The sequence below is a fragment of the Gemmatimonas aurantiaca T-27 genome (assembly GCF_000010305.1).
GTDB lineage: Bacteria > Gemmatimonadota > Gemmatimonadetes > Gemmatimonadales > Gemmatimonadaceae > Gemmatimonas > Gemmatimonas aurantiaca.
Genome location: NC_012489.1, coordinates 11,277 through 34,945, shown reverse-complemented (window position 1 = coordinate 34,945; position 23,669 = coordinate 11,277). Strand labels below are relative to the sequence as shown.

17 protein-coding genes are annotated in these 23,669 nt (G+C 64.1%); 9 read left to right on the top strand and 8 right to left on the bottom strand.

Annotated features, from left to right (window positions below):
• The first annotated feature begins 1 nt into the window (after nt 1).
• From GAU_RS00130 to GAU_RS00105, 6 genes are all read left to right on the top strand, one after another.
• Nucleotides 2-787 (top strand): Nif3-like dinuclear metal center hexameric protein, encoded by a 786-nt coding sequence (locus tag GAU_RS00130; RefSeq protein WP_012681515.1) that lies wholly within the window; start codon nt 2-4, stop codon nt 785-787.
• Complete coding sequence (locus tag GAU_RS00125; RefSeq protein WP_012681514.1) at nt 787-2,367, top strand: ABC transporter ATP-binding protein; 1,581 nt, start codon at nt 787-789, stop codon at nt 2,365-2,367. The genes GAU_RS00130 and GAU_RS00125 overlap by 1 nt, the downstream gene beginning before the upstream one ends.
• On the top strand, nt 2,364-3,497 hold the full coding sequence (locus tag GAU_RS00120; RefSeq protein WP_052574154.1) for an ABC transporter permease: 1,134 nt from the start codon (nt 2,364-2,366) through the stop codon (nt 3,495-3,497). The genes GAU_RS00125 and GAU_RS00120 overlap by 4 nt, the downstream gene beginning before the upstream one ends.
• Nucleotides 3,494-4,420, top strand: coding sequence for an ABC transporter permease (locus tag GAU_RS00115; RefSeq protein ID WP_012681512.1), 927 nt, complete (start codon nt 3,494-3,496; stop codon nt 4,418-4,420). The genes GAU_RS00120 and GAU_RS00115 overlap by 4 nt, the downstream gene beginning before the upstream one ends.
• Nucleotides 4,421-4,569: 149 nt before the next feature.
• Nucleotides 4,570-5,907 (top strand): dipeptidase, encoded by a 1,338-nt coding sequence (locus GAU_RS00110; RefSeq protein ID WP_012681511.1) that lies wholly within the window; start codon nt 4,570-4,572, stop codon nt 5,905-5,907.
• Between the two features lie 211 nt (nt 5,908-6,118).
• Nucleotides 6,119-6,730 (top strand): PEP-CTERM sorting domain-containing protein, encoded by a 612-nt coding sequence (locus GAU_RS00105; RefSeq protein ID WP_012681510.1) that lies wholly within the window; start codon nt 6,119-6,121, stop codon nt 6,728-6,730.
• Nucleotides 6,731-6,810: 80 nt separating this feature from the next.
• Here the strand turns inward: GAU_RS00105 and GAU_RS00100 are convergent, their stop codons facing one another.
• Both GAU_RS00100 and GAU_RS00095 read right to left on the bottom strand, forming a co-directional pair.
• Nucleotides 6,811-8,169, bottom strand: a complete 1,359-nt coding sequence (locus tag GAU_RS00100) for a TldD/PmbA family protein (protein ID WP_012681509.1) — start codon at nt 8,167-8,169, stop codon at nt 6,811-6,813.
• Complete coding sequence (locus GAU_RS00095; RefSeq protein ID WP_012681508.1) at nt 8,169-9,821, bottom strand: TldD/PmbA family protein; 1,653 nt, start codon at nt 9,819-9,821, stop codon at nt 8,169-8,171. Before GAU_RS00095 ends, GAU_RS00100 begins: the two co-directional genes overlap by 1 nt.
• 275 nt (nt 9,822-10,096) lie before the next feature.
• Between GAU_RS00095 and GAU_RS22360 the strand changes: the two genes are divergently transcribed.
• A complete protein-coding gene (locus tag GAU_RS22360) occupies nt 10,097-10,528 on the top strand; it encodes a hypothetical protein (protein WP_231847946.1) in 432 nt (143 codons plus the stop codon).
• On the opposite strand, the gene GAU_RS00090 is transcribed toward GAU_RS22360, so the two are convergent.
• The 3 genes from GAU_RS00090 to GAU_RS00080 form a co-directional block, all read right to left on the bottom strand.
• Nucleotides 10,431-13,121, bottom strand: coding sequence for a glycoside hydrolase family 9 protein (locus tag GAU_RS00090; protein WP_041265091.1), 2,691 nt, complete (start codon nt 13,119-13,121; stop codon nt 10,431-10,433). The two genes, GAU_RS22360 and GAU_RS00090, sit on opposite strands and share 98 nt — an antisense overlap.
• 120 nt (nt 13,122-13,241) lie before the next feature.
• Nucleotides 13,242-15,617: a Tex family protein gene (locus GAU_RS00085; RefSeq protein ID WP_012681506.1), complete on the bottom strand. Its 2,376-nt coding sequence runs from the start codon at nt 15,615-15,617 to the stop codon at nt 13,242-13,244.
• A 50-nt stretch (nt 15,618-15,667) separates the two neighbouring features.
• Complete coding sequence (locus GAU_RS00080) at nt 15,668-16,624, bottom strand: hypothetical protein (RefSeq protein ID WP_012681505.1); 957 nt, start codon at nt 16,622-16,624, stop codon at nt 15,668-15,670.
• 165 nt (nt 16,625-16,789) lie between these two features.
• Here GAU_RS00080 and GAU_RS00075 point away from each other — a divergent pair, with 165 nt between their 5' ends.
• The gene (locus GAU_RS00075) at nt 16,790-18,166 is read left to right on the top strand and encodes an MFS transporter (RefSeq protein WP_012681504.1); all 1,377 of its coding nucleotides are present in this window, start codon (nt 16,790-16,792) and stop codon (nt 18,164-18,166) included.
• A gap of 32 nt (nt 18,167-18,198) precedes the next feature.
• Nucleotides 18,199-19,593: a lysophospholipid acyltransferase family protein gene (locus GAU_RS20085; protein WP_012681503.1), complete on the top strand. Its 1,395-nt coding sequence runs from the start codon at nt 18,199-18,201 to the stop codon at nt 19,591-19,593.
• A gap of 38 nt (nt 19,594-19,631) precedes the next feature.
• Here the strand turns inward: GAU_RS20085 and GAU_RS00065 are convergent, their stop codons facing one another.
• The 3 genes from GAU_RS00065 to polA all read right to left on the bottom strand — a co-directional run bounded on the left by GAU_RS00065 (nt 19,632) and on the right by polA (nt 23,663).
• A complete protein-coding gene (locus tag GAU_RS00065; protein ID WP_156798826.1) occupies nt 19,632-19,898 on the bottom strand; it encodes a hypothetical protein in 267 nt (88 codons plus the stop codon).
• Nucleotides 19,899-20,069: 171 nt separating this feature from the next.
• A complete protein-coding gene (locus tag GAU_RS22785) occupies nt 20,070-20,459 on the bottom strand; it encodes a type IV pilin protein (protein ID WP_012681501.1) in 390 nt (129 codons plus the stop codon).
• A gap of 249 nt (nt 20,460-20,708) precedes the next feature.
• Nucleotides 20,709-23,663: a DNA polymerase I gene (gene polA / locus GAU_RS00055; RefSeq protein ID WP_012681500.1), complete on the bottom strand. Its 2,955-nt coding sequence runs from the start codon at nt 23,661-23,663 to the stop codon at nt 20,709-20,711.
• Nucleotides 23,664-23,669: the final 6 nt, after the last annotated feature.

Below are 23,669 nucleotides of genomic sequence, written 5' to 3'. Positions count from 1 at the left end.
CATGGAAACCGCCGGTGCATCGCTGTACGAAGTTGTCGCAGCCCTCGACAGTGAGCTGCGCACGTTCGACGTGCCCGACTACGGCGGCGCCGTGAACGGTTTGCAGGTGGCCAATCGTGGACGTGTGCATCGAATCGCGACGGCGGTGGATGCATCGAAAGCCAGCATCGATATGGCCGCCGCCACGGGTGCTGATCTGTTGATCGTGCACCATGGATTGTTCTGGAGCGGCGCGCAGCCCCTCGTGGGTGTGCGCTATGCGAAGTATCGCACCCTCTTCGAACGCGACATCGCGGTGTACGCATCGCATCTGCCACTCGACCTGCACGCCACGCTGGGCAACAATGCGCGGCTCGCGCACGCCCTCGCCCTCACACCCGATGCGGGCTTTGCGCGATACAAGACCATCGACATCGGTGTCGCCGGGACGGCCAATGAATCGACGGCCGATCTCGTGGCGCGAGTCAGCCACTACGCGGCCGGTTATGGCGGCACCGTCCGCACATCCGTGCCGGTGGATGGACGCACGACAAAGCGCTGGGCCATCTGCACCGGTGGCGGCGCATCATCGGAAACCCTGCAGGAAGCGCGTGCCAAGGGCATCGACACACTGATCGTGGGAGAAGGTCCGCACCACACGACGGTCGAAGCCATCGAGCACGACCTGTGTGTGGTGTATGCCGGCCACTACGCCACCGAGACACTGGGTGTGCAGGCCGTTGGTGCGTGGTTGATGGACCGTTTCAATCTCCCCTGGTCTTTCCTGCATCTGCCCACTGGTTCGTGATGATGGGGCGGGGCGAGACCGCGCAGAGTGAAACAACGCTGCTGTCTCTCGAGAGGCTCTCACGCCGCTTTGGCGATGTGCAGGCACTCGATGACGCCTCCCTGCGGGTCCGCGCCGGAACCGTGCACGCGCTGCTGGGCGAGAATGGCGCAGGCAAGACCACCCTCATGCGCCTCGTCTTCGGTCTGCTGACCCCCGATGGTGGCACGATGCTTTGGCGTGGTGCATCACTTCGTGTGCGTTCACCGGCCCACGCGTTGTCGATGGGCATTGGCATGGTGCACCAACACTTCACGTTGGTACCGGCCATGACCGTGGCTGAAAACGTGGCGCTGGGTGGGCATGGGCGATTCGATCGGGAAGCCGCCGCGGCACGGGTGCGTGAGGTGGGCGCCCGTGCCGGATTGTCGCTCGACCCATCGGCCCGTGTGGACTCCTTGCCGGTGGGCGCGCAGCAGCGCTGCGAAATCGTGAAGGCGCTGGCGCGTGATGTACAATTGCTCATTCTCGACGAACCCACCGCCGTGCTGGCGCCGTCGGAGGCGCGCGAACTGCTGGCGTGGGTGCGTCGATTTGCCGACGCGGGCAATGCGGTGGTGCTCATCACGCACAAACTGCGCGACGCCCTGGCAGTAGCCGATGATGTGACCGTACTGCATCGCGGACGTTCGGTGCTCACGATGCGTGCGGCGGACACCACGGAAGCGCATCTGGCCAATGCCATGTTGGGTGAGAGAACCATCGCTGCGCCTGGCGACGTGGATGCAGAGACCGTCGTCGCGGCGGAGCATGCCGCACCAGCACTCGACGACACCGCGGTGGCACCAACGCAGGCTCCGGAGACGGTGCTCTCGTTGCGCGAGGTGACGTGGCGCGATGCCCGCGGCGTGGTGCGTGTGCAGCGCGCAAACATGTCGGTGTATCGGGGCGAGATCGTCGGCGTGGCGGCTGTGGAAGGTGCGGGCCAGCACGAGCTGCTGCGACTGTTGTCGGGGCGCCTGACACCGGAACAGGGCACCGTGGTGCGTCCGGCCGACGTGGGCTTTGTGCCGGAAGACCGTCATCGTGATGCGCTGTTGCTGGATGCCCCGCTGTTCGAAAACGTCGCCTTGCGCGGCGCCGGCTTGCGTGGCGGGCGGCTCGACTGGGCGTACTTCCGTCGGGCGGCGGACGAGTTGATTTCCCGTTTCGATGTCCGTGCGACCGGCGCTGCCGCGCCCGCGCGCGCGCTCTCCGGTGGAAATCAGCAGAAGTTCGTGCTGGGGCGAGAACTGAGCGGTGAGCCGCCAGCACTGGTCGTGGAGAATCCTTCGCGCGGTCTCGACTTCAAAGCCACGCTGGCCGTGCAACAGGCATTGCGCGCGGCGCGCGATCGTGGCACCGCCGTGGTGATGTACAGCAGCGACCTCGATGAGGTGCTGATGCTGGCGGATCGGGTGTATGCCATGCATGCCGGATTGGTGAACGAAGTGATCCCGGACCGCGATGCCGTGGGACGTGCCATGCTGGGTACTCTCGCCGACGACGCACCGGAATCGCTGGGTGATACCGACCGCACGCCGGCCGGATCGTCGGCATGAATGCACATCCGAATGGAAACCTGACCGGTGGAAGTAGCGACACACCGTCACCGGTCGCTGCGCCCGCGATGCGGGATCGCACGCCACCGTTGCGGTCGGCCGTCCTGGCGGCAGGACAGGTGGCCGTGTTGCTGGTCGTGGCGCTCCTGCTGCTGGCCGCCCTGCTCGCGGCTACCGGACATGCGGTAGGACCGGCACTGACGGCGTTGGTGCGCGGCGCGTTCGGATCGTGGTATGCGATCACATCAGCCACCGTGGTGCGCATGGTGCCGCTGGGATTTGCCGGCCTTGCCGTGGCGTTGGCGTTTCGCGCCGGCGTGTTGAACGTGGGCGCCGAGGGGCAACTGTTGATGGGCGCCGCCGCCGCCACGGCGTTGGCGCTGCCGCTGCAACACACGTCACCGTGGCTGGCGATCCCCGGGATGATTGTGGGTGGGGCGTTGGCCGGTGGTGTATGGGCTTCGGTCGCGGGTGTACTGCGCCTGCGTTTCGGTGTGCTGGAAGTGATCAGCACCATCATGCTCAACTTCGTGGCGCTCAATCTCACCGGATGGCTGGTGCGCGGCCCGCTGCAGGAACCGCAGCACATCAATCCGCAGTCGTCGTCGTTGCCGGTGTCGCTGCAACTGCCGGTGTTGCTGGACGGCACGCGTCTGCATGCCGGTGTGCCCCTGTTGCTCGTCACGGCGGCGGTGCTGGCGTGGTGGTTGTTCAACACCGCCAGTGGGTTTCGGGTGCGCGCCGTTGGTGCCAATCCCCGGGCAGCCCACAGCGCTGGAGAGATTCCGGTGGGACGCACCTTACTGCTCGCATTTGCGCTGAGCGGACTGCTGGCTGGCATGGGCGGCGCCGTGGAGTACCTGGGCATCACCTACGCGCTGTACGAGAACTTTTCGCCGGGCTACGGCTACACCGCCATCGCCGTGGCCTTGCTGGCGCGATTGCATCCAGTTGGGGTGTTGGGCACGGCCTTGTTGTTTGGCGCGCTCGAGGCCGGCGCCAATGCCATGCAGCGTGACGCCGGAGTGCCCAGTGTGGTGGTCTCGGTGGTCGAGGCCGTGCTGATCCTGCTGGTGGTGGCCCTCGATCGTTGGCGTGCGCGTACGGCAAGTGGCAGGAGCGGCCTATGAGCACCACAGAGGTCATGGACATCGGCGGCGCGTTTCTGGAATCGACGGTGCGCACCGCCACCCCACTCGCCCTCGCGGCACTGGGTGAGTGTGTGAGCGAACGCGCCGGTGTGATCAACATCGGACTCGAGGGCTCGATCATTGCCGGCGCCCTCGGCGGCACCGTGGCAGCAGGTGTGGTGGGAGTCGGTGGTGGCTTTGTAGCGGGGGCCCTGGCCGGTATGGCGATCGCCGCACTGTTCGCGTGGTTTGCCGTGGGGATGCGCGCCGACCAGATCATCACTGGCACCGCGATCACGCTTTTTGCACTCGGCCTCACCGGCACGCTATACCGTTCGGTGTTTGGTGACGCCGGGGTGGCACTCTCCACGCCAACGGCTGGTGAACTCGCCGTGCCCGGTCTCTCGCAGATTCCGCTGATCGGTCAGGCGTTCTTTTCGCAGCCCGCGATGACCTATATCGCGATGCTCATCGCGGTGGTTCTGGGCTGGTGGATGCGCCACACCCACGCTGGACTCGCGTTGCGGGCCACCGGTGAATATCCCGACGCCGCCGTCGCGGCTGGTATCGCGCCTCGGCGTGTGCAGGCCCTGGCCGTGTTGTTCGCGGGCGCCATGGCCGGGCTCGCAGGCGCGACATTGGTGCTCGCCCAGGCCGGGACATTTGTGGAAGGGATGTCCGCCGGGCGCGGGTTCATCGCCATCGCCATCGTGGTGCTCGGGCGCTGGCAACCGCTGGGTGTGGCCGCCGCGGCCCTGTTGTTCGGGGCAGCCAACTCCCTGCAGACGCTGTTTCAGGCCATGGGCTGGGCCGGTGTACCGTACCAACTGTTTCTGGCCCTGCCCTATGTGCTGACCCTGCTGGTGCTGGCGGGCGCGAGTGGCCGCACCGCAGCACCGGCCGCACTCGGCAAGCGGGACTGACAACGCTGACGCAGCTCAGCGGGTCGTTGGACAAATCACAAAAGCCGCGCCGCGCCACCATGCCAATATCTCGGGGCTGGTGATGTCAGCGGCGCACGACAATCGGGCGTATCGTTTCAGAAGGCGTGACCCCTCACCAACACCGAAATATGACGACATCCCGTACGGCATTCCGTGCGTTCCGGCCCGCGTTTGCGTTGACGCCGCTCACCCTGCTCTCAGCGGCCACGCTGGGCGCCCAGTCTGGCAAGCCGGTCACCGACGAAGCGGTGGTACAGGCCACGGCGAAGGCGATCCAGGCCAAGGTGCTGTCCATCGACACGCACGTGGACATTTCGCCCACCAACTTCGCCGAATCGGGTCCCAACTACGCGACCAAGCTGCCGCGTACGCAGGTGGACCTCGTGAAGATGGAAGAGGGCGGCCTGGCCGGCGCGTTCCTCGTGGTCTACGTGGGCCAGGCGCCGACGCTCGACGCGGCCAGCTTCGCGAAGGCGAATGCGCAGGCGATCGAGAAGTTCGAGGCCATCCATCGCCTCACCGAGAAGATTGCGCCGACACGCGCCGAGATCGCATATACGGCCGCTGACGCCCGTCGCATTCATGCGACCGGCAAGCGCGTGATCTTCATCGGTGTGGAGAACGCGTTCCCCATCGGCAGTGACATTGCCAACGTCAAGAAGTTCTACGACCTCGGTGGCCGCTACATGTCACTGGCGCACAATGGTCACAGCCAGCTCTCCGATTCCAACACCGGTGAGCGTGATGGTGTGTGGCTGCACAACGGCCTCTCGCCGTTGGGCCGGCAGGTCATCGCCGAGATGAACCGTGTGGGCATCATGGTCGATGTGTCGCACCCGTCGAAGGCGTCGATGATGCAGACGGTGGCGCTGAGCAAGGCGCCGATCATGGGGTCACACTCGGGCGTGCGCGCGATCTGCAACCACAGCCGCAACATGGATGACGAGCAGATCGACGCCATGAAGAAGAACAATGGCGTGATCCAGCTCGTGGCGTTCAACAGCTACGTGAAGTGCGACCCGAAGCGTGACGTGCCGCGTGAACAGGCGCGTGCAGCGGCCACCGAGCAGTTGCGCAAGGAATTCGGCATCACCGCCACGGGCCGTCAGGAACAGCAGGCGCAGATCCAGGCGCTGCCGAACGACAAGCGCAACGACTATCTGGCCAAGCAGGAAGACATCACCGCGCGCCGCTATCCGAGCGATCCGCCGGCCACGGTGAAGGACTTCGTCGATCACATCGACTACGTGGTGAAGCGCATCGGCATCAACCACGTGGGCATCAGCTCCGACTTCGATGGCGGTGGCGGCGTGGATGGCTGGCGCAACGCGAGCGAGACGATGAACGTGACCGCCGAGCTCGTCCGTCGTGGTTATACGCAGGCCGAGATCGACAAGATCTGGGGCGGCAATCTGCTGCGTGTGATGGAGCAGGTGGAAAAGGTGGCGAAGAACGGCGGCAAGTGATGCCCGCGGTGTAACAGCGACATGACCGAGCCCCCAACCCTGTGCACCACGCACCGGGTTGGGGGCTTCGTTTTTTCTGCGACGAACAGGCGTAGGTTGCCTGTCACATGGGACCAAGAGCCATTCGCCGTATGTCGCCTGGTCTTTGCACTATTCGTTCCTCTGTCGTGATCGCACCGGTCACGCAACGGCTTTTTCTTTCGGAGCTTTCATGAATCGCTGGATGCGGTCCGCCGCCGTGGGCGTGGCCATCCTGACCGCGCGTGTCGCCGACGCGCAGCCGTACAACTTCCTCGTCGACTACACGGGCGGAAACACCCCCGTGCTGGCGCCGGGAAGTGATCCCATGATCGGCACCAATCTGCAGGTAGGCGACAGCTTCTTCTGGCGCATCTCGGCCATTGGTGGACAGTGGTCGACCACCGCAGCGGTCTCACAGTACACGTTCATGGCTTTCTACGTGAGCGAGTACGGTACACGAACTGGCGACTACACGTTGAACCTGTTTCTCAATGGCAGCACGGTCTTCACCGAAACACAGTCGAACGTGGTCACGGAGTACATTCATGTGGGCACAAACACGGTGAATCTGCCCGCTGGATTTTCCTGGGATCGCATGGAGCTGCACTACACGTTGAATGGCAGCAACGTGTCGAGCAATACGATCGGTTCTCGGCTGCCCATTTTTGGTGCACCAGAGCACCATCAGTATTCGCCTGGCGTAACGTACGCGACGAATGTGGTGCCCGAACCGGCCACTGTGGTGCTGCTGGCCATCGGACTCGGTGTGATGGGCGTGGCCGTGCGGCGACGCGCGAGCTGAGCGCAGAAGACATCAATAACGCGAGCCCCCCAATCCTCTGCTGCTGGATTGGGGGGCTTTCTGTTTTCTCTCCTCGAGACTCAGACCGCTTCGCTCAATGACGTGAAGTTGAAGTCACGCGCGCGAATGGATGGCATCACCACATCCCCACCCTGTTCGGTGCCCGCCAGGCGTTCAGCGCGTCCCAGCTCCTCGAGGTTGTTGAGCATGAACAGCGGCGACTCGTTGAAGCGGAAATTGCGCAGGGCCTTGGTGATCTTTCCGTTTTCCACGAGGAATGTGCCGTCGCGCGTGAGTCCCGTGTAGAGAATGGTGCGTGGGTCCACTTCACGCAGATACCACAGGCGTGTGACCAACACCCCGCGGGTGGTTTCCTTGATCAGATCGTCCACCGATTTGGTGCCGCCGGCCATCTTGAACGTGCTGAAGCCACCGGTGGCGGGTTTGCCCTGCTTCTTCGCCCAGAAGCGCGAATAGGTGAGTTGTTTGAGCACCCCTTTCTCGATCCAGGTCTGCCGGCCGAGTGGCATGCCTTCGAAGTCCCACGGACGACCGAGCAGTTGAGAGTCGGCCGGATCGGAGAAGATGGTGACCCGCTCGTCGGCGATCTTCTCGCCCACCTTGTTGCCACCACCCTGCTTCACGAAGGGGCTGCGGCCTTCGTCGGCACTGCGCGCGTCGGCGTAGTTGCCGATGAGCTGCACCAGATCACCCACCGCCTGTGGTTCGAGAATGACCGTGTAGCGACCCGGCTCGATGGCCACGGGATTGCGGGAGAGGCGTGCCTTTTCGACGGCGGTGTTGGCCACCCGCACGGCGTCGAGCTGTGCCCAGTCGGCGTGATCAGCGGCGGCCCAGCCGGAGCCGGTGCCATCGGCCGTGCGCACCGTGAGCGTGTAGTTCGCGTTGGTGCCGCGATGATAGGCGAACATGCCCGTGCTGTTGCCGATGGCGAGCGCACCGGCGGTGGTCACGAGATATCCGGCCGCCTTGAGATCCCCCGCCTTGCGCGCGAGTTCGAGCGCCGTGAGTGCGGCTTTGGCGCGATCATCCGCGCTGAGATTGGCCGTGCTGTCGAACCACGCGTTGACCGGTGTGTACTGCTGCGTGCCAAGCTGCGGCATCGATTCCGGATCATCGGGGGCAAGCTTCGCGAGACGCTCGCTCTCGCGCACCGCCCGTTCGATGGCCGCGTCGGAGAGATCGTTGGTGGTGACCACGGCGTGCTTGGGTCCGAACGCGCTCTGAATACCCAACTGCGCATCGGTGGTGGAGCCTGCGGTGCTCACCTGGTTGTCGGCAAAGCGGATGTTGCCGCGCGTGTACGTATTCACCTGCACGTCGACGGCATCGGCTTTGGACAGCTTCACCGCCTTCTCGACGATGGCTTGCGCCTGCTCACGCGTGAGGATGGCGCCGTTGTCTGCACGAACCGGCATCAGCCTTTCCTCCCCGTGTTGATGACGTTGACGTTGCGGAACCGAGCCGGCGGTGAACCGTGACTCACGGCGTTCACCTGCGAAGGCTGTCCCTTGCCGTCGAAGAACGAACCACCCAACTGATAGCTGCGCTTGCCGCCGATCATGTCCATGCTGTTCCAGAAGTCCGGTGTGCGGATCTGGTAGGCCACATCCTTCAGCACACCGACCACTTTGCCGCCCTTGATCTCGTGATAGAGCTGGCCACCGAACTGCGCGTTGTACCGCTGCTGATCGATGGAGAACGAGCCATCGCCCTGAATGAGAATGCCACGATCGGTGGCGGCGATGAGATCGTCCATCATGAGATCTTTCTCGCCCGGCATGAGCGACACATTGGGCATGCGCTGGAACTGGACGTTGTCCCACCCCTGCGCATAGGCGCAGCCATGTGAGCGCACGGGGCGCTTGTTCTTCTCGTACCACCACCGCAGCCACGGGGCCTGTTCGCGCGTGGTCTGGTAGTCGTTGAACATGCCGTTCTTCACGATCAGGAATTCGTCGGGCTTCACACCATCGTCGTCCCACCCGATGGTGGAGAGGCCCCCTTCCTGCGAACGATCACCCTGCACATTCATGATCGACGGACCGTACTTGAGCGTGCCCAGCATCTTGTCGGGCGGCGCAATGAAGCTGGTGCCCGCAAAGTTGGCTTCGTAGCCCATCGCACGATCGAGTTCGGTGGGATGCCCGATGCTCTCGTGAATGGTGAGCCAGAGATTCATCGGATCGAGCACGAGGTCGTAGCGACCCACTTCCACGGGCTTGCCGGTGAGTTTGGCGGCCGCTTCTTCGCCCCACTTCTGCGCGTTGCCCACGAGATCATTCTGCAACACGTATTCCCAGCCACGCGCCATGGGAGCCACCATGTTGCTGCGGTTCTGGAAGTCGGTGAAGTCGGCACTCACGGCCGTGATCTGCATGGTGGGCCAGGTGCGCACCACATCCTGCTTGGTGACCGTGCCGTCGGTGTTGGCGTAGTTGCGCTCGTCCTTCACGAAGAAGAAGCCCGAGAAGATGTACTTCACGTTCTTCGCCTTGAGCGCGTTGGCATTGGCCTTGAGCAGCAGTTCGGCTTTCTGCTCCACCGGAATGTCGAACGGGTCCTGCGTGTAGGCGCCCTTCCACACCCCGTTGGCCACCACGGGCGCGGGCAACCACTCGATGGGATTCGCGCGCGCCACACGTGACGCCTTGGCGATGGCCACGGCTTCGCGCGCGGCCGCAGCCGCACCGTCGGTGGTGAGCAGGCGTGTGGCGGCAAAGCCCCAGGTGCCATCGACCAGCGCGCGAACACCGATGCCCACGGTGTCGGTGTCGACCACCTGCTGGATCTGTTGTTCGCGCGTGAAGACGAAGTTTTGCCGCTGCCGGCTGCAACGCACATCGGCGTAGGTGGCGCCGGCCATCTTGGCGGCATTGAGCGCGGCGTTCATGAGTTCACGGACGTTGGCGATGTCGGTGAACGCCTCGAGCGCGGCGGGATCAGGCGCGGGTGCGGCCGCGAGCAGTCGCGGGATGCCAGCCAGCGCACTGCCGGCCAACAGCGAGGCACCCATGGACGCGCCGAGGGCGGTGCCGCCCTGCCGGAGGAAATCGCGTCGGGAAGTCATTGGGGAGGGGTGGCAGGATCGAACGGCGCCGCCAGAGGAAGGATGGGCGGCGCAAACAGCAAGGGATCCTACGGTAGGGTCGAAGACGCCGTTTCGATAGACCGCTGGGGCGAGGCGAGGCCTCAGCGGTTCGTCCCGTCCGATAGCGGGCTTCGCAGAATTGCGCGTCAGTCGGTGCTATCGGCGGGGACCATGAATCCGGCGGTCGGGCCCGGCGTAGGGAAAGCATGGTCCTCGACCGATGGAAGGCTCCGCTTTCACGCGCGTTCGGTGCGATGTCCGCCATGGCAGCGGCCGGCGCGGCGTCATTGGTGGTGTTTGACGGGTCGGGGGGCGCCTTTCAGCCCCTCATTTGGACCACCGCAGCACACGCCATCACCACCGCGTTCTGCGCGGCCGCATTCAAGCGCGGAACGAGGTCTGCGGTTGGACGGGCGCTCACGGGATTCCTGGCCTCGGCTTCAGCCGTGGTCGTCGTGGTGGCGCTGACATTTCACCCCGGGATTCGATACTGGATCTTCAGCGCCGCCGCCCTGGGGTTCTGGGCGGCGCTGGCGTTCTGGCTGACGCGGCAGTTCGACGAACCGGGTACGGATCGGGAGCCCGCCATCAGTGCCCGTACTGATCCGCCCGCCGAACTCCCCCCTCCTCAGCCACAACAGCCACCCATGGTGCGTCCGGTCGTTCACGACGCGCCGTCCAGGTGAGCGTGATTGGCTCGTTCGTCCGCAACGTGATGGACTGCGTGGCCTGATTGGGGACGCGCAACTTGAGATTGTCGACGCGCAAGGAAATGCGACGCACCCCAGAGCCACTCAGCGTCAGTCGCAGCGTGACATCACCATTGGGCGCCGTGTTGCTCGTGAACGCAAACGTATTGGCCGCCGCCGCCAGCGTGTAGCGCGGCAACAGGTCTTCCATCAACCACAGCCAGCGGTTGTTGGAGTGCACCCACACTTCCTTGTACACGTACATGTTCTGCGACGGGTAGTACGGCAGGTCGCTGGTGCCGCGGCTCTGCATGCCCACGGGCAACGTGCCCACCATGTCGCCCGATGACACGCTGTACTGTTGCGCCCAGTCATACCCTTCGCCGTACATGGTGCTCTGGCTGAACGGATTGCGCCCCACCACCCACTCGGCCTGGCGCGTGGCGAGTTCGAGCCCCTCGCGATCACCGCGCATGCGTGACGCGGCCGACAAACCTTTCGCCTGCGAAAGCAACACGCCGTAGTTGCCACGACGCTGGAACCACACCGGGAAGGTGCGCAGATACCAGCCATCGCCCATGGCAGTGCCCGCCCGTACCTGTTCGGCGTATTCCTTGCGCGACTCGAGATAGCGACCGCCCGAATCGGGCACCTGCACGCTGTCGGCCAAACGATACACGTACGCGGGCAGCACTTCGTATGGCGCTGTCACGCGCGACGACTGCTTCTGGTACTCGGCGTAACGCACCACGGTCGCATACCACGACATCCAGTCGACGTGATGGGGCAGTGCGTCGATGAGTTGGGTGAGCGCCACCACCGGCGCCTGATCGGCGGCACGGTGGAACTGATGAAAGATCGTGTCACGATCGGGGCCGGTGTAAAAGAACCCGGACAGCGGCATCGTGCTGCCCACACGGGCCACCTGCTGCGACGCCATCACGATGCGCGCGAGCTCCACGGCCTTGTCGCGATACTGGGCTTCATGGGTGGCATGCCACAGCTCGATCGACGCTGTGATACCAATGCCGGCCAGTTCCATGCGCGACGCCGCAAACGCCGGCGTGTGCCAGGTAGACGGACCTTCAATGCCGACGATGGCATGTGCCCAATCATCCCGTGCAATGCGTAGAGCCTCGGTGGCGCGCGCCGGATCACGCGTGCGCAGTACCCGCGCCGCGATCGCACCAGCAGCGGCCGCGATGTAGTTGGCATTGGGATTGTTCTTCGCTTCGACAAAACGATCATCACCGTCACCGGCGATGTTGTTCGACCAGAAGTTGTGCGCGCCAAAGCCGACACGATATCCACCGCCGAAGCGCACGCGCAGCACCCAGTCGAGCCCCCACGACGCTTCTTCGATCAGGCGATCCACCAGCACCGGATGTTGCCCCTGCGCCGCCAAACGCTCGGCCAGTGCGAACATCGCATACGATCCCTCGCCGGTGTTGATCACCCCCTGCGACAGATCGCCCGCGTCATGCCAGCCCCCACTCATGGTGAGACGCTTGTCACCCAGTGTGGCAAACCAGTCGAGATGATCGATACCGTGCACACCGGGCACGTCGAAACCACAGCGGTTGCCATAGTAGAAGTTGAGCGACTTGTAGATGGACGGCAGCCACGCGGTATCGCTCACCACGAACGGCTTGCTGATGTGGGCGCCGGCGCGCAGCACATAGCGCCCTGCCGCGGTGAGTTCGGAGAAGTCGAGCTGCTGATGGGTGCCGGTGGCTGTGGTGATCTGCTGTATCGGCTTGCGCAGCATCGTCTCGCCAAACGCAATGTCGCCCACACGCACCACATCGAAGTGCGTGCCAGCCAGACCGTTCGCGATGGCCGATTTGCGGCTCTCCACCTGATAGCCACTGTGGCTGAACGCAAACTTGCCCGCTCCCACGCTCCAGCCGGTGTGCACATCGGTGTCCACCTTCTGCAATTCGATGCGGCCCACTTCAAAAGCCACGTGATCGTCGGGGTTCGCGATCATGCGATTCACGAAATAGCCGATCTCGAACAGGGTGACCCGATCGCGCGCGAGGGGCTCGATCTCCCAAATGATCTGCTGCCACCCCTGCTGCGCCAACGTGACAAAGTGTGTGCCTTCGCGACCATACCGATCGGGCACCTTCACCGCGCCCGCATTGTGCATGACCAACTGCAACGGCAACACCGGCACACCGGCAAAGTCCGGCTTGATCCAAATGACGATGCGGTTGTATCCGCTCCAATCTTCATTGGCCACCGCGCGCCGCAGGTTCACGGCGGGCAGACGCATACGCTCGGGCAGATTGGGCGGCCGGTGCAACTGCATCTCCACCCGCAGCGCCCGCATGTCGCCAAGGCGTGGCGTTTCAGGGAACGAAATGGTGCCGGCGCCCGAGAACTTCCAGTTGGCTGGCTGCGTGAGGTCATCCAGCACACGACTCGCGTGCACCGGCTTGGCCATCCAGCCGTATTCGGCGGAGTTGGGGAACTCGATGGGCAGCAGCGCGCGCGGCGGAGCCGTCGACTGCGCGCGTACGACATCACCCGCCAGGGCCGCGACCATCGCGGCCAGCACATACAGGAATCTCCGCAGCGTATCCATAGGAGCGAAAAAATGGATGGCTGCGGAGATTTGCGCGAGCGTATCTCACGATCGTCTCACACGACCACTTCACGCGCCGCGATCCCATGACGTCGCGGCGGTGTCATGGCGACTTGACGGCTACTTGAAACGAATCCCGTTGGGCGCCACCGAACCCTTGGTGGGCACAAACGGCTTGGCGGCCGGGGCCGCCGGACGCGTCGAGCCACGATTGGCCGGACGTCCGCCATCGCGCCCGCCGTCACGCGTGTTGCGGTTGTTGTCCTGCACGTCACGTCGCGTGCCCCCTTCACCTGCTGCGCCAGCTCGTGCGCCGCTGGTGCCGCCATCGCTGCGCATGCTGAGGGCAATGCGATTGCGCGGCAGGTCGACGTTCTGCACGGTGACCTTCACCTTCTGGCCCACCTTCACGACATCGTTGGCGTCCTTGATGTAGCGATCGGACAACTGGCTCACATGCACGAGCCCGTCCTGGTGCACGCCGATATCCACGAACGCCCCGAACGCCACGATGTTGGTGACCACGCCTTCCAGCACCATGCCCGGCAGCAGATCGCTGGGCTTCTGGATGTCTTCGCGGAACGCGGGCGGTTCAAACGCGGCACGTGGGTCACGACCGGGCTTCTTGAGTTCGGCCACGATATCGCGCAGGGTGGGCATACCCACATCGTCACTCACATACTTCGTCAGTTCGATGCGATCGACCAGCGTATCGGTGCCGAGGAATTCGGTCACGTTCACACTGAGATCCTTCGCCATGCGTTCCACCAGGGCGTAGCGCTCGGGGTGCACCGCGCTGCTGTCGAGCGGATGGGCCCCACCGCGCACACGAAGAAAGCCGGCCGACTGTTCAAAGGCCTTGGCGCCCAGGCGCGGAACGTCCTTGAGATCGCCGCGTGACTTGAAGCCGCCCTTGCTGTCGCGCAGCGTGACGATGGCCTGCGCCAGCGACGGCCCGATACCGGCCACATAACCCAACAACGCCGCCGACGCCGTGTTCACTTCCACCCCGACACGATTCACGGCGCTTTCCACCGTGTCATCGAGACGCTGCTTGAGACGCGACTGATTCACGTCGTGCTGGTACTGCCCCACCCCGATGCTCTTGGGGTCGATCTTCACCAACTCGGCCAGCGGATCCTGCAGGCGGCGCGCAATGCTCACCGCACCACGCAACGACACGTCGAGCTCCGGGAATTCAGCACGAGCCAGATCGCTGGCTGAATACACCGAGGCGCCGGCTTCATTCACCACCACCACCTGCGGACGTGGTGCATCCATCTCGCGCAGCGCCGCCTTGGTGAGCGTCTCCGTTTCGCGGCTCGCCGTGCCATTGCCAATGGCAATGAGCTCGGGCTTGAAGCGTTCGATCATCGCCCGCACCGCGCCGGCAAACCGATCTTCCTGGTGCAGGTACAGCGTGTCGGTGTGCACCAGCGCACCGGTGGCACTCACGACCGCCACCTTCACACCCGTGCGGAAGCCCGGATCGAGACCAATCACCCGCTTCTCGCCGGCCGGTGATGCCAACAACAACTGCTCCAGATTGCGACCGAAAATGGTGATCGCTTCGTCATCGGCGCGGGTCTTGAGCTCCACACGCAATTCCACTTCGATGGCCGGCGCGAGCAGGCGCTTGTACGCATCGGCAGCCACGAGAGTGAGCTGCTGCGTGGCCTTGCGGCTGCCGATCACCTCGCCGGCCAGACGCGCATTGATCTCGTCCACCGGCGCTTCCACACGCCACAACAACTCGCCTTCGGTTTCACCGCGGCGAATGGCCAGCATGCGATGACTGGGAATGGTGCCCAGCGACTCGGAAAACTCGAAGTAGTCCTTGAACTTGGATTCGTCGCTCTTCTTCTCCGCCAGCACCGTGCTCTTCACCACACCCTTGGCGCGCGTGACTTCACGCACCCAGCCACGCACCACCGCGTCTTCCGCCACCTGCTCGGAAATGATGTCGCGCGCGCCTTGCAACGCGGCATCGGCGGTGGGCACTTCCGACGGCTTGCCATCCACTTCGGGGAGCACGAACTCTGCAGCCTTGGCAGCAGCGGTCGCGTCGGTGAGCGAACCATCCCACAACGATTCGGCCAAGGGCGCCAGACCACGCTCGCGCGCGATCATGGCCCGCGTGCGCCGCTTGGGCTTGTAGGGGAGATACAGATCTTCGAGCGCCTGCTTGGTGTCGGCGGCCAGAATGCCGGCCTTGAGCACGTCGTCCAGCTTCCCCTGTTCGTCGATGCTCTTGAGGATGGCCGCGCGGCGGTCCTCGAGCTCGGTGAGATACTCGGCGCGCTCACGCACATCGCGGAGCTGCACTTCGTCGAGACCGCCCGTGATTTCCTTGCGGTATCGGGCGATGAAGGGGAGTGTGGCGCCCTCGGCAAAGAGCGTGAGGGTGCGCTGAACCTGTTGCGGATTCAGCGAGAGTTCTGTGGCGACGCGCGCGACAAGCGTGGCGTCGGTGGTCGATGCGGCGGGGACTGTCATGGGGTCAAACTAGAGCCGCACCGACACGAAATGGAGGACTTGAAAATCCGTCAGTCACACCCTGCGACGGCACTTTCCCACAACACACGCCACGTCCCCGCGACACGCGTGAGAACGGCCGCACCGAGCGCGATTCCGTCATCCCGACCGAACAGCAGATGCAGGTCCGATGAACGCGCCGTGCGGAACGCCAACAACGGCTCGGCCACGACCAGCTCCTCTTCGTGACCCGACGCACGTTCATGCCAGGCGACGTTCCAGGTCTTTGCATCTGCCGAACCGGTGTTCACCACAACCACCAGCCGTTCTTCTTTGGGTGCGTCTTCCTGGTTCACGCGCCGCACGAGGGTGGCCACCACGAAGCCGCTGTCGAGGCTGGCCGTACGCCACGCGCGCAGCACCACCAGCGGCAGCGTGCGAAACGTCTGGCTGGTGTCGTCGGGCAGACCGGACGCGAGCCGGGTGAGATCGGCCGCCAGACGGGCCGAATCGCGCACAGCGAGCCCTTCAATGGAATCGAGCGGTACGGGCGTGACCCGGCCAGCCATGAAGGCGGCCGTCCAGGGTGTGGCCACCGAACCGCCATCGATTGCCAGACGGGCCACGGGCCAGGCGGTGCAACCGGCTTCGGTCTTCGGTGCGGCTTCCACACTGAGCAACGCCGAACCGATTTTTCCACTACGGGCAAAGAGCTCGACGCGGCGATCGCCCATGGCAGCGCCCACTCCCACCGTGTCGGCGACGGTGAGTTCGGTGGCTTCCGGACGCAGCAGCGATCCGGCCACCATGCCTCCGTCTACGGTGGGCAGCACCAGCAGCGCACCCGCCGCCGTGTCCCATCCACTGTTGACGATGGCCTCGGTGCGATCCGACCCTGCGCTGCCCGACGATGACGTGGACGTCGAATCGTCGGGGGATGCCGATCGGGAGCGGTCGCAAGCCACGAACGCCGCCGAACTCAGTGTCAGGAGCAACGCCGCGGGGAGCGTTGCACGCCATGTGCGCATCACGAACCTGGTAGACTGGTACCGAACTGGTGGAGTGAACGCGGTGACCGCACTGGACAGCCGCGATACGGATCCTGACAATTCCGGACCGTCATCTCAATCTGCCGCAACGGGCGCGAAATGGCAGCGGCGAACGTGCCGAACGCCCCACCTCCGGATCGTGTCATGGCTGCAGCAGCTTCTCCCGCTCCATCGTCGCCCCGCGGCGTGTTGAACGCGCTCGGGCTCCATCGCCCGGAGCTGCGAGCCTGGGCGATGTACGACTGGGCCGTGTCGGCCATGCAGACGGTGATCATGACCGCCGTCTTCCCGATCTATTTCATCTCGGTGGCCGGCGATGGCCGCCCGCCCGAAGAAGCCACGCAGGCGCTGGCCAACGCCAATACGATCGCCGCGATCCTGATCGCAGTGCTGGGCCCGATTCTCGGGGCCATCGCCGACTACAAGGCGGCCAAGAAGCCCTTTCTCGCCGTGTTCATGCTGATCGGCGTGTTCAGCACACTGGGCATGTACTTCATCATGCACGGCGATCTGCTGCTCGCGTCCACTCTGTTCATTCTGGCGATGGCGGGCGCCACGGGCAGCATGACGTTCTACGAGTCGTTGCTGCCGCACATCGCCGACGAACGGGAAATCGATCGGGTGTCGACGGCGGCGTACGCGATGGGCTACGTGGGCGGGGGTGTGCTGCTCGCGATCAATCTGGCGTGGATCACCAATCCGGGTCTCATCGGATTGCCCAGCGGTGAAGGGCTCACGCGGGCGCAGGCCACGCTGCCGGTCCGTCTGGCTTTTGTGTCGGTGGGCATCTGGTGGCTGCTGTTCAGCATTCCCGTGTTCCGGCGTGTCCCGGAACCCCGACGGGCACTCGAAGCAGACGAAGGCAGTACCGCCAATCCCTTTGTCGTGGCGTTCACGCGACTCGGCGAAACACTGCGTGAATTGCGGCACTATCGGCAGGCGTTTCTCACCATGTTGGCTTTCACCATCTACAACGATGGCATTCAGACCATCATCAAGATGGCCACGGCGTACGGCACGGAGATCGGCATTGAACGGTCCGATCTGATCACCGCCATTCTGATCGTGCAGTTCGTGGGGATCCCATTTGCGTTTGCCTTTGGCACGCTGGCCGGCAAGTTGGGCGCCAAGCTGTCCATCATGCTGGGCCTGCTGGTGTACACGGGCATCTGCATCTTTGCGTACGGCATCAGCACGGCACGGGAGTTCTACATCCTGGCCATTCTGGTGGGCATGGTGCAGGGCGGCACACAGGCCCTCAGCCGCTCCCTGTTCGCGAGCATGGTACCGAAGCACAAGAGCGGCGAGTTCTTTGGTTTCTACTCCGTCTTCGAAAAGTTCGGTGGCATTCTGGGGCCGCTCATGTTCAGCATTGCCATCGGTCAGACGGGCAGCAGCCGAGGGGCCATTCTGTGGGTGATCGGCTTCTTCGTGGTGGGCGGCGCGCTGCTGATGCTGGTGAATACGAAGGAGGGCGAAGCGATGGCCCGTGAAGCCAACGCCCGCACCCACTCGGCGTGACCTGACGTGCATCATCTCGTGCACGTGACCCGATGAACGAGCCACGCGAGTCACCCTCGCTGCTGTACACGGTGCTCAAGCCCGTCGCCGGTGTGGCACTGCGTTGGTACTACCGCAGCATCACGGTGATGGGCATCGAGCGCGTGCCACGCGAAGGGCCCGTGTTTCTCGCGGTGAATCACCCCAATGCGCTGGTGGATGCTCTGGTCGTAGGATGGTCCATGCCGCGTCGTGTGCGCTTCACGGCCAAGGCCACCATTTTCGCCAATCCGCTGGCCGCGCGTTTTTTCACTGCGGTCGGTGTGGTGCCGCTCCGCCGCGCCTCAGATGAAAAGACCGGTCACGGCGCCGATGCGCCCGTCGATCCCACCCGCAACGCGGCCGCGTTTGATGCGGTGGCCGCCGCGCTCTCGGAGCAGGCTGCCATCGTGGTCTTTCCCGAGGGCAAGAGTCACGACGATCCCCATCTGGCACCGCTGCGCACCGGACTGGCGCGCATGGCGCTGCACGCGGCCGAGGTCCATGGGGTGCGTGGCATCCGTATCGTGCCGGTGGGGCTGTTGTTCGAGCGCAAGGAAGCCCCGCGTTCGCGCGTGTTGCTGCAGGTGGGTGAACCGCTCGATGTCGATGCACTGCGTGCGTCGCAGGTGGGCGTCAGTACGCTCACCGAGATCGTGACCCAGCGACTCGAATCCGTCACGCTCAACTTCGATTCTCCCGAAGACGCAGAACGTCTGCAGATGGTAGGCAAGACCGTGGCCGCCTTGCTCGAGCCGCTTTCACCACTGGGCGACAGTGCGGTGCCACTGCGTCAGACGCTCGCGGTGGTGCGTCGACTCGATCGCGCGGCGGATGCGCTGCGTGACCGACAGGATCCGGTGCTGGAAGCTCGCGCCTCGGCGTTCGAGGCCCGCGTGCGCGCATTCCGGGCTCGCCTCGATACGCTGCAGATCGACGTGCAGGATCTGGCGATCAACGCCGGTGCCAAGGCCGGTGTGCGGTTTGCGGTGCGGGAAATGATGCTGGCCGCGCTGCTCGTTCCGGTTGGGGTCTGGGGTCGCCTCACACACGTCGTACCGGTGCAACTTGCCAGGCGCCTGGCGCTGCGTGCCGGACAGTCGCTGGACGAACCGGCCATGCGCACGCTGGTGATGGGGCTTGTGCTGGTGCTGCTGGCCTATGCCGTACAAACCGCCATCGTGGCGATGGTGTTTGGCGGCTGGTGGGCCCTGCTCTTCCTGCTCACACTGGTGCCTTCCGCGAGCAGCGACCTGCGATACGGGGATCGTTTGCGACGGGCGCGGTGGCGTGCCCGGGCCTATCGCCTGTTCCGCCGCGATCCGGCGCTGCAGCAGACGCTGCGCGCAGAAGGTGATGCCATTCGCCACGACGCCGGCCTGCTCGAACAGGCCGTCAGCGGCGCCTGAACCACCGCAGCGGCAATTCCACTCAGATTTCCGCGGAATCAGTCGGACGACGCCGACTCGCCCACGATGATGCGGGGATCGTGGGGCGGATACACGGGGCCACCCAGGTCCCAATGCCAAGCTTCGCGACGAATGGTGGTACGCGGATCTTTGAGCGGCTTGTACTGCAGTCGCTCCAGCAGCAAACCACAATCGCGTCCAAACGCTTCGAGCAACGTTCGATCGACGCTCACGAGATGCACCAACTGTCGGCCCAGCCAGACATGGCGATGCAGCCAGAGTCCACCATCCATCGCGTGTATCATGCCGTCGCGGCGTCGAACGAACTCTCGGCATTGATACCGATAGACAAGCTCCCGCAAACGCTCAGCGCGTCGACGGGAGTCTGGGTCATGCACAATGTCCGGCAGTTCGATGGGCGTCAGGATGCAGACCTGCTCACAGGGTGGTCGTCACGAAGGTGACAACCGGCCCAATTACTGGCACTCGATCACCCCTTCCCGCGTGGCCGGCGCGAGGGGCGCGGCCGCTCCGTAATATACCGCGCAGGTGAGTGGGATCGACGACGGATGGGTTGCAGAGGCAGACCATCCGCTGCCGTTCGATTCCGCAATCACGATATTCACACCCTTCGAACTCTCGAAGCCCGTCGAGACCGCGGTGTTGGCATAGGTCTCGTTGTGATAAAAGTACGACTCCTGCATCGACGTCAGGTTCTTCAGATCACTCTTGATCGACGTGGCATACGCCTTCGACTTCGTGTCCTGAAACTTCGGGATCGCGATCGCGGCCAGGATGCCGATGATCACGACGACGATCAGCAATTCGATGAGCGTGAAGCCCTTGGACGCGCGACGGGATGCCATGGATGTTGTCCTCGACCGTGGTTCATCCACCCACCGGAGGCGGTGAATGGATCAGGAGCGGTTGCTCCCGCGGCCCGTCCTAGGGCAACGATGGTGCCGAGCACTTGCGCACACATAAGCTGTTTCAAGGCAAGGATTTACAAAAATCGCCCCCGTTGAAGGGTCCGTTCCCGGTCTTGCAGGCCTCGCAGAATTCTGCAAAGTGCAAGACCGGGGTTCCGGTCTCCGGGTGTCTGGGCGGCCCGGAAATCAGGCCTTCGCCGATACCCAGTCGGTGCCCAATCCCATTTCCACCAGCAAGGGGACGTTCAGTACGGCCGCCCCCTCCATCTCGCGCTTCACCAAAGCCGACAGCGTGTCGGCTTCTTCCACCGGCAGCTCGAACACCAGTTCGTCGTGCACCTGGAGCAGCATGCGTGACGCCAGGCCTTCGGCGTCGATGGCGTTGCGCACGTTGATCATGGCGATCTTGATCAGATCGGCCGCCGAACCCTGAATGGGCGCGTTCTGCGCCACTCGCTCACCGAAGGCGCGGATGTTGAAGTTGCGCTCCTTGAGTTCGGGGATATAGCGACGACGCTTGAACAACGTCTCCACATATCCCCTGGCGCGTGCATCCACCACACACTGATCGAGGAAGCCCCGCACGCCCGCGAAGCGCTCGAAATACGTCTCGATGAAGGCCTTGGCTTCGGCGTTCGTGATGCGCAGTTGCCGTGACAACGCGTGCGCGCCCTGTCCATAGATGGTCGCGAAGTTGATCGTCTTGGCCCGTGCGCGCATCTCGCTCGTGACATCTTCGAGTGGTACGCCGAAGATGATCGCCGCGGTTTGCCGGTGAATATCGCCACCCGCCTTGAACGCGCTCACGAAGGCCGGGTCGGCCGAGAGGTGGGCGAGCACACGCAACTCGATTTGCGAATAGTCGGCGCTGAGCAAACGCCATCCTTCGCGCGGCACAAAACCCCGGCGGATATCGCGCCCCAGCTCACGGCGAATGGGGATGTTCTGCAGGTTCGGATCGTGACTCGACAACCGCCCGGTGGCCGACACGGTCTGACTGTACGACGTATGCAGGCGACGGTCACGCGGATGCACGAGACGCGGCAATGCATCGATGTACGTGCCTTCGAGCTTGAAGATCTCGCGATACTCCATGAGCAGCGTCGGCAGCACATGGCCTTCTTCGGCCAACTCCTGCAGCACGCTGGCATCGGTACTCGGACCCGTGGCCGTCTTCTTCTTCACCGGCAATCCCAACTTCTCGAACAGGATCGCGCGCAACTTCGGGTTGGAGTTGATGTTGAACTCCTCGCCCGCCTCGGCGTAGATCGCCTGCTCCACGCGTCCACGTTCCGCGGCAAAACGCGCCTTGAGCGACGCGAACCAATCGAGGTCGATGGCAATGCCTTCCCACTCCATCTCGGCCAGTACCGAGACCAGCGGCACCTCGATCTCCTGAAACAGCGACAACAGCGCATGCTCGGCCAGCATCGGCTCGAGCTTCGCGCGCAGACGCATCGTGATATCGACGTCTTCGCACGAGTAATCACGAGCCGTGTCCACCGGCGCCACATCGAACGGTAGCTGCGTCTTGCCTTTGCCCACCAACGTGTCGTACGCCGTCATGGTGTGACCGAGCTGCTCGAGTGCCAGCAAGTCGAGGCCATGAGAGCGACGTCCCGGATCGAGGACGTAGCTGGCGAGCATGGTATCGAAGCCGACACCCGCCACCCGCACGCCGGAACTGCGCAGGACGAGCAGATCGTACTTCGCGTTCTGCGCGATCTTCGTGACGCTCGGATCTTCCAGCATCGCGCGTAACGGGGCGCACGCATCACTGTCGAACGGGGGCAGGTTCACCGGTTCGGGCGCACCCGCATTGATGCGACGGCCCACGATACCCGTGCCCGTATCGCCAGCCAGCAGCGCCAGATTGCCACTGCCGTCGTCGCGGCGATGGGCAAACGGCAGGTAGTAGGCTTCACCGGGCGCCACGGCAATGGAGAGACCGACCAGACGGGAACGCAAGGCATCCACGTCGAACGGCGCGCCGGGTTCGATCACCGTTTCGGTGTCGATCGCGATGTAAGGCACTTCGCGCACCCGCGTGAGCAACGTGGCGAGGGCCTCCACCGTGTCGACCGTGACATAGCGCGCATCGGCCAGCACGGGAACACCACTTTCACCCAGCGTCACCGCTGGTGCGGCCGGACGTCCGGGCACGGGCAATGCGGGCGCCACATCAGCGGCGGTCGACGTGGCGCCGGTGCCGGAAGAGGTGGCTACTGGGACCGCACCACCGACATCCTTGAGCAGTGACGTGAACTCGAGCTCGAGATACAGCGCACGCAGCGCGTCGGTATTGGGCTGGCCAACCGTCAGCTTCTCCGATTCGAACGGTACCGGTACGTCGCAGTGAATGGTCACCAACTGCTTCGACAGACGCGCCGAATCGGCGTATTGCTGCAGGGCCTCACGCGGACGCTTCTTGGTGATGTTCTCGACGTTGGCCAGGATGTTTTCGAGTGGCCCATACTGCGTGATCAGCTCGATCGCCCCCTTCTCACCGATGCCCTTCACACCCGGCACGTTGTCGGAGGTATCGCCCACGATCGCGAGATAGTCGATCACGCGTTCGGGGGGCACGCCGAGGCGGTCGCTGCCGTTCTCCACGCCCACCCAGCTTTCGTCCACGCTGGCGGGGCCACCACGACCAGGATTGAGCAGCCACACACCGGGGCGCACGAGCTGCTGGAAGTCCTTGTCGCCGGACACCACCACCACGTTGTAACCGGCCTCCACACCTCGTGCCGCCATCGTACCGATCACGTCATCGGCTTCGAAGCCCGGCGCGCTCAGCACCGGAATGTCGTAGGCAGCGAGCAGTTGCAGCACACGCTGCAGCCCTTGATCAAAATCGGCCTGCAGGTCGTCGGTCAGCTTCTCACGTGTCGCCTTGTAGTCGGGATACAGTTCATCGCGAAACGTGGCGCCCGAGTCATGCACCCACGCCAGCAATTCGGGCTGGTGTGTGTTCAGCAGACGCTTGAGAAAACTCGCGATGCCCCAGGCGATGGAGGTGTTCTCACCGCGGCTCGTGGAGAGCGGCCGTTGCAGCAGGGCAAAAAATGCGCGGTAAATCAGCGCATAGCCGTCGATCAGAAAGAGTCGCGGCGCCGTGGGGCGGGTGACATCAGCCATCGACGT

What these genes read in the sequence shown, in the direction of transcription:
- GAU_RS00130 (WP_012681515.1), top strand. Translation starts at nt 2, where the DNA reads ATGGAAACCGCCGGTGCATCGCTGTACGAAGTTGTCGCAGCCCTCGAC.
- GAU_RS00125 (WP_012681514.1), top strand. Translation starts at nt 787, where the DNA reads ATGATGGGGCGGGGCGAGACCGCGCAGAGTGAAACAACGCTGCTGTCT.
- GAU_RS00120 (WP_052574154.1), top strand. Translation starts at nt 2,364, where the DNA reads ATGAATGCACATCCGAATGGAAACCTGACCGGTGGAAGTAGCGACACA.
- GAU_RS00115 (WP_012681512.1), top strand. Translation starts at nt 3,494, where the DNA reads ATGAGCACCACAGAGGTCATGGACATCGGCGGCGCGTTTCTGGAATCG.
- GAU_RS00110 (WP_012681511.1), top strand. Translation starts at nt 4,570, where the DNA reads ATGACGACATCCCGTACGGCATTCCGTGCGTTCCGGCCCGCGTTTGCG.
- GAU_RS00105 (WP_012681510.1), top strand. Translation starts at nt 6,119, where the DNA reads ATGAATCGCTGGATGCGGTCCGCCGCCGTGGGCGTGGCCATCCTGACC.
- GAU_RS00100 (WP_012681509.1), bottom strand. Translation starts at nt 8,169, where the DNA reads ATGCCGGTTCGTGCAGACAACGGCGCCATCCTCACGCGTGAGCAGGCG.
- GAU_RS00095 (WP_012681508.1), bottom strand. Translation starts at nt 9,821, where the DNA reads ATGACTTCCCGACGCGATTTCCTCCGGCAGGGCGGCACCGCCCTCGGC.
- GAU_RS22360 (WP_231847946.1), top strand. Translation starts at nt 10,097, where the DNA reads ATGTCCGCCATGGCAGCGGCCGGCGCGGCGTCATTGGTGGTGTTTGAC.
- GAU_RS00090 (WP_041265091.1), bottom strand. Translation starts at nt 13,121, where the DNA reads ATGGATACGCTGCGGAGATTCCTGTATGTGCTGGCCGCGATGGTCGCG.
- GAU_RS00085 (WP_012681506.1), bottom strand. Translation starts at nt 15,617, where the DNA reads ATGACAGTCCCCGCCGCATCGACCACCGACGCCACGCTTGTCGCGCGC.
- GAU_RS00080 (WP_012681505.1), bottom strand. Translation starts at nt 16,624, where the DNA reads ATGCGCACATGGCGTGCAACGCTCCCCGCGGCGTTGCTCCTGACACTG.
- GAU_RS00075 (WP_012681504.1), top strand. Translation starts at nt 16,790, where the DNA reads ATGGCTGCAGCAGCTTCTCCCGCTCCATCGTCGCCCCGCGGCGTGTTG.
- GAU_RS20085 (WP_012681503.1), top strand. Translation starts at nt 18,199, where the DNA reads ATGAACGAGCCACGCGAGTCACCCTCGCTGCTGTACACGGTGCTCAAG.
- GAU_RS00065 (WP_156798826.1), bottom strand. Translation starts at nt 19,898, where the DNA reads ATGATACACGCGATGGATGGTGGACTCTGGCTGCATCGCCATGTCTGG.
- GAU_RS22785 (WP_012681501.1), bottom strand. Translation starts at nt 20,459, where the DNA reads ATGGCATCCCGTCGCGCGTCCAAGGGCTTCACGCTCATCGAATTGCTG.
- polA (WP_012681500.1), bottom strand. Translation starts at nt 23,663, where the DNA reads ATGGCTGATGTCACCCGCCCCACGGCGCCGCGACTCTTTCTGATCGAC.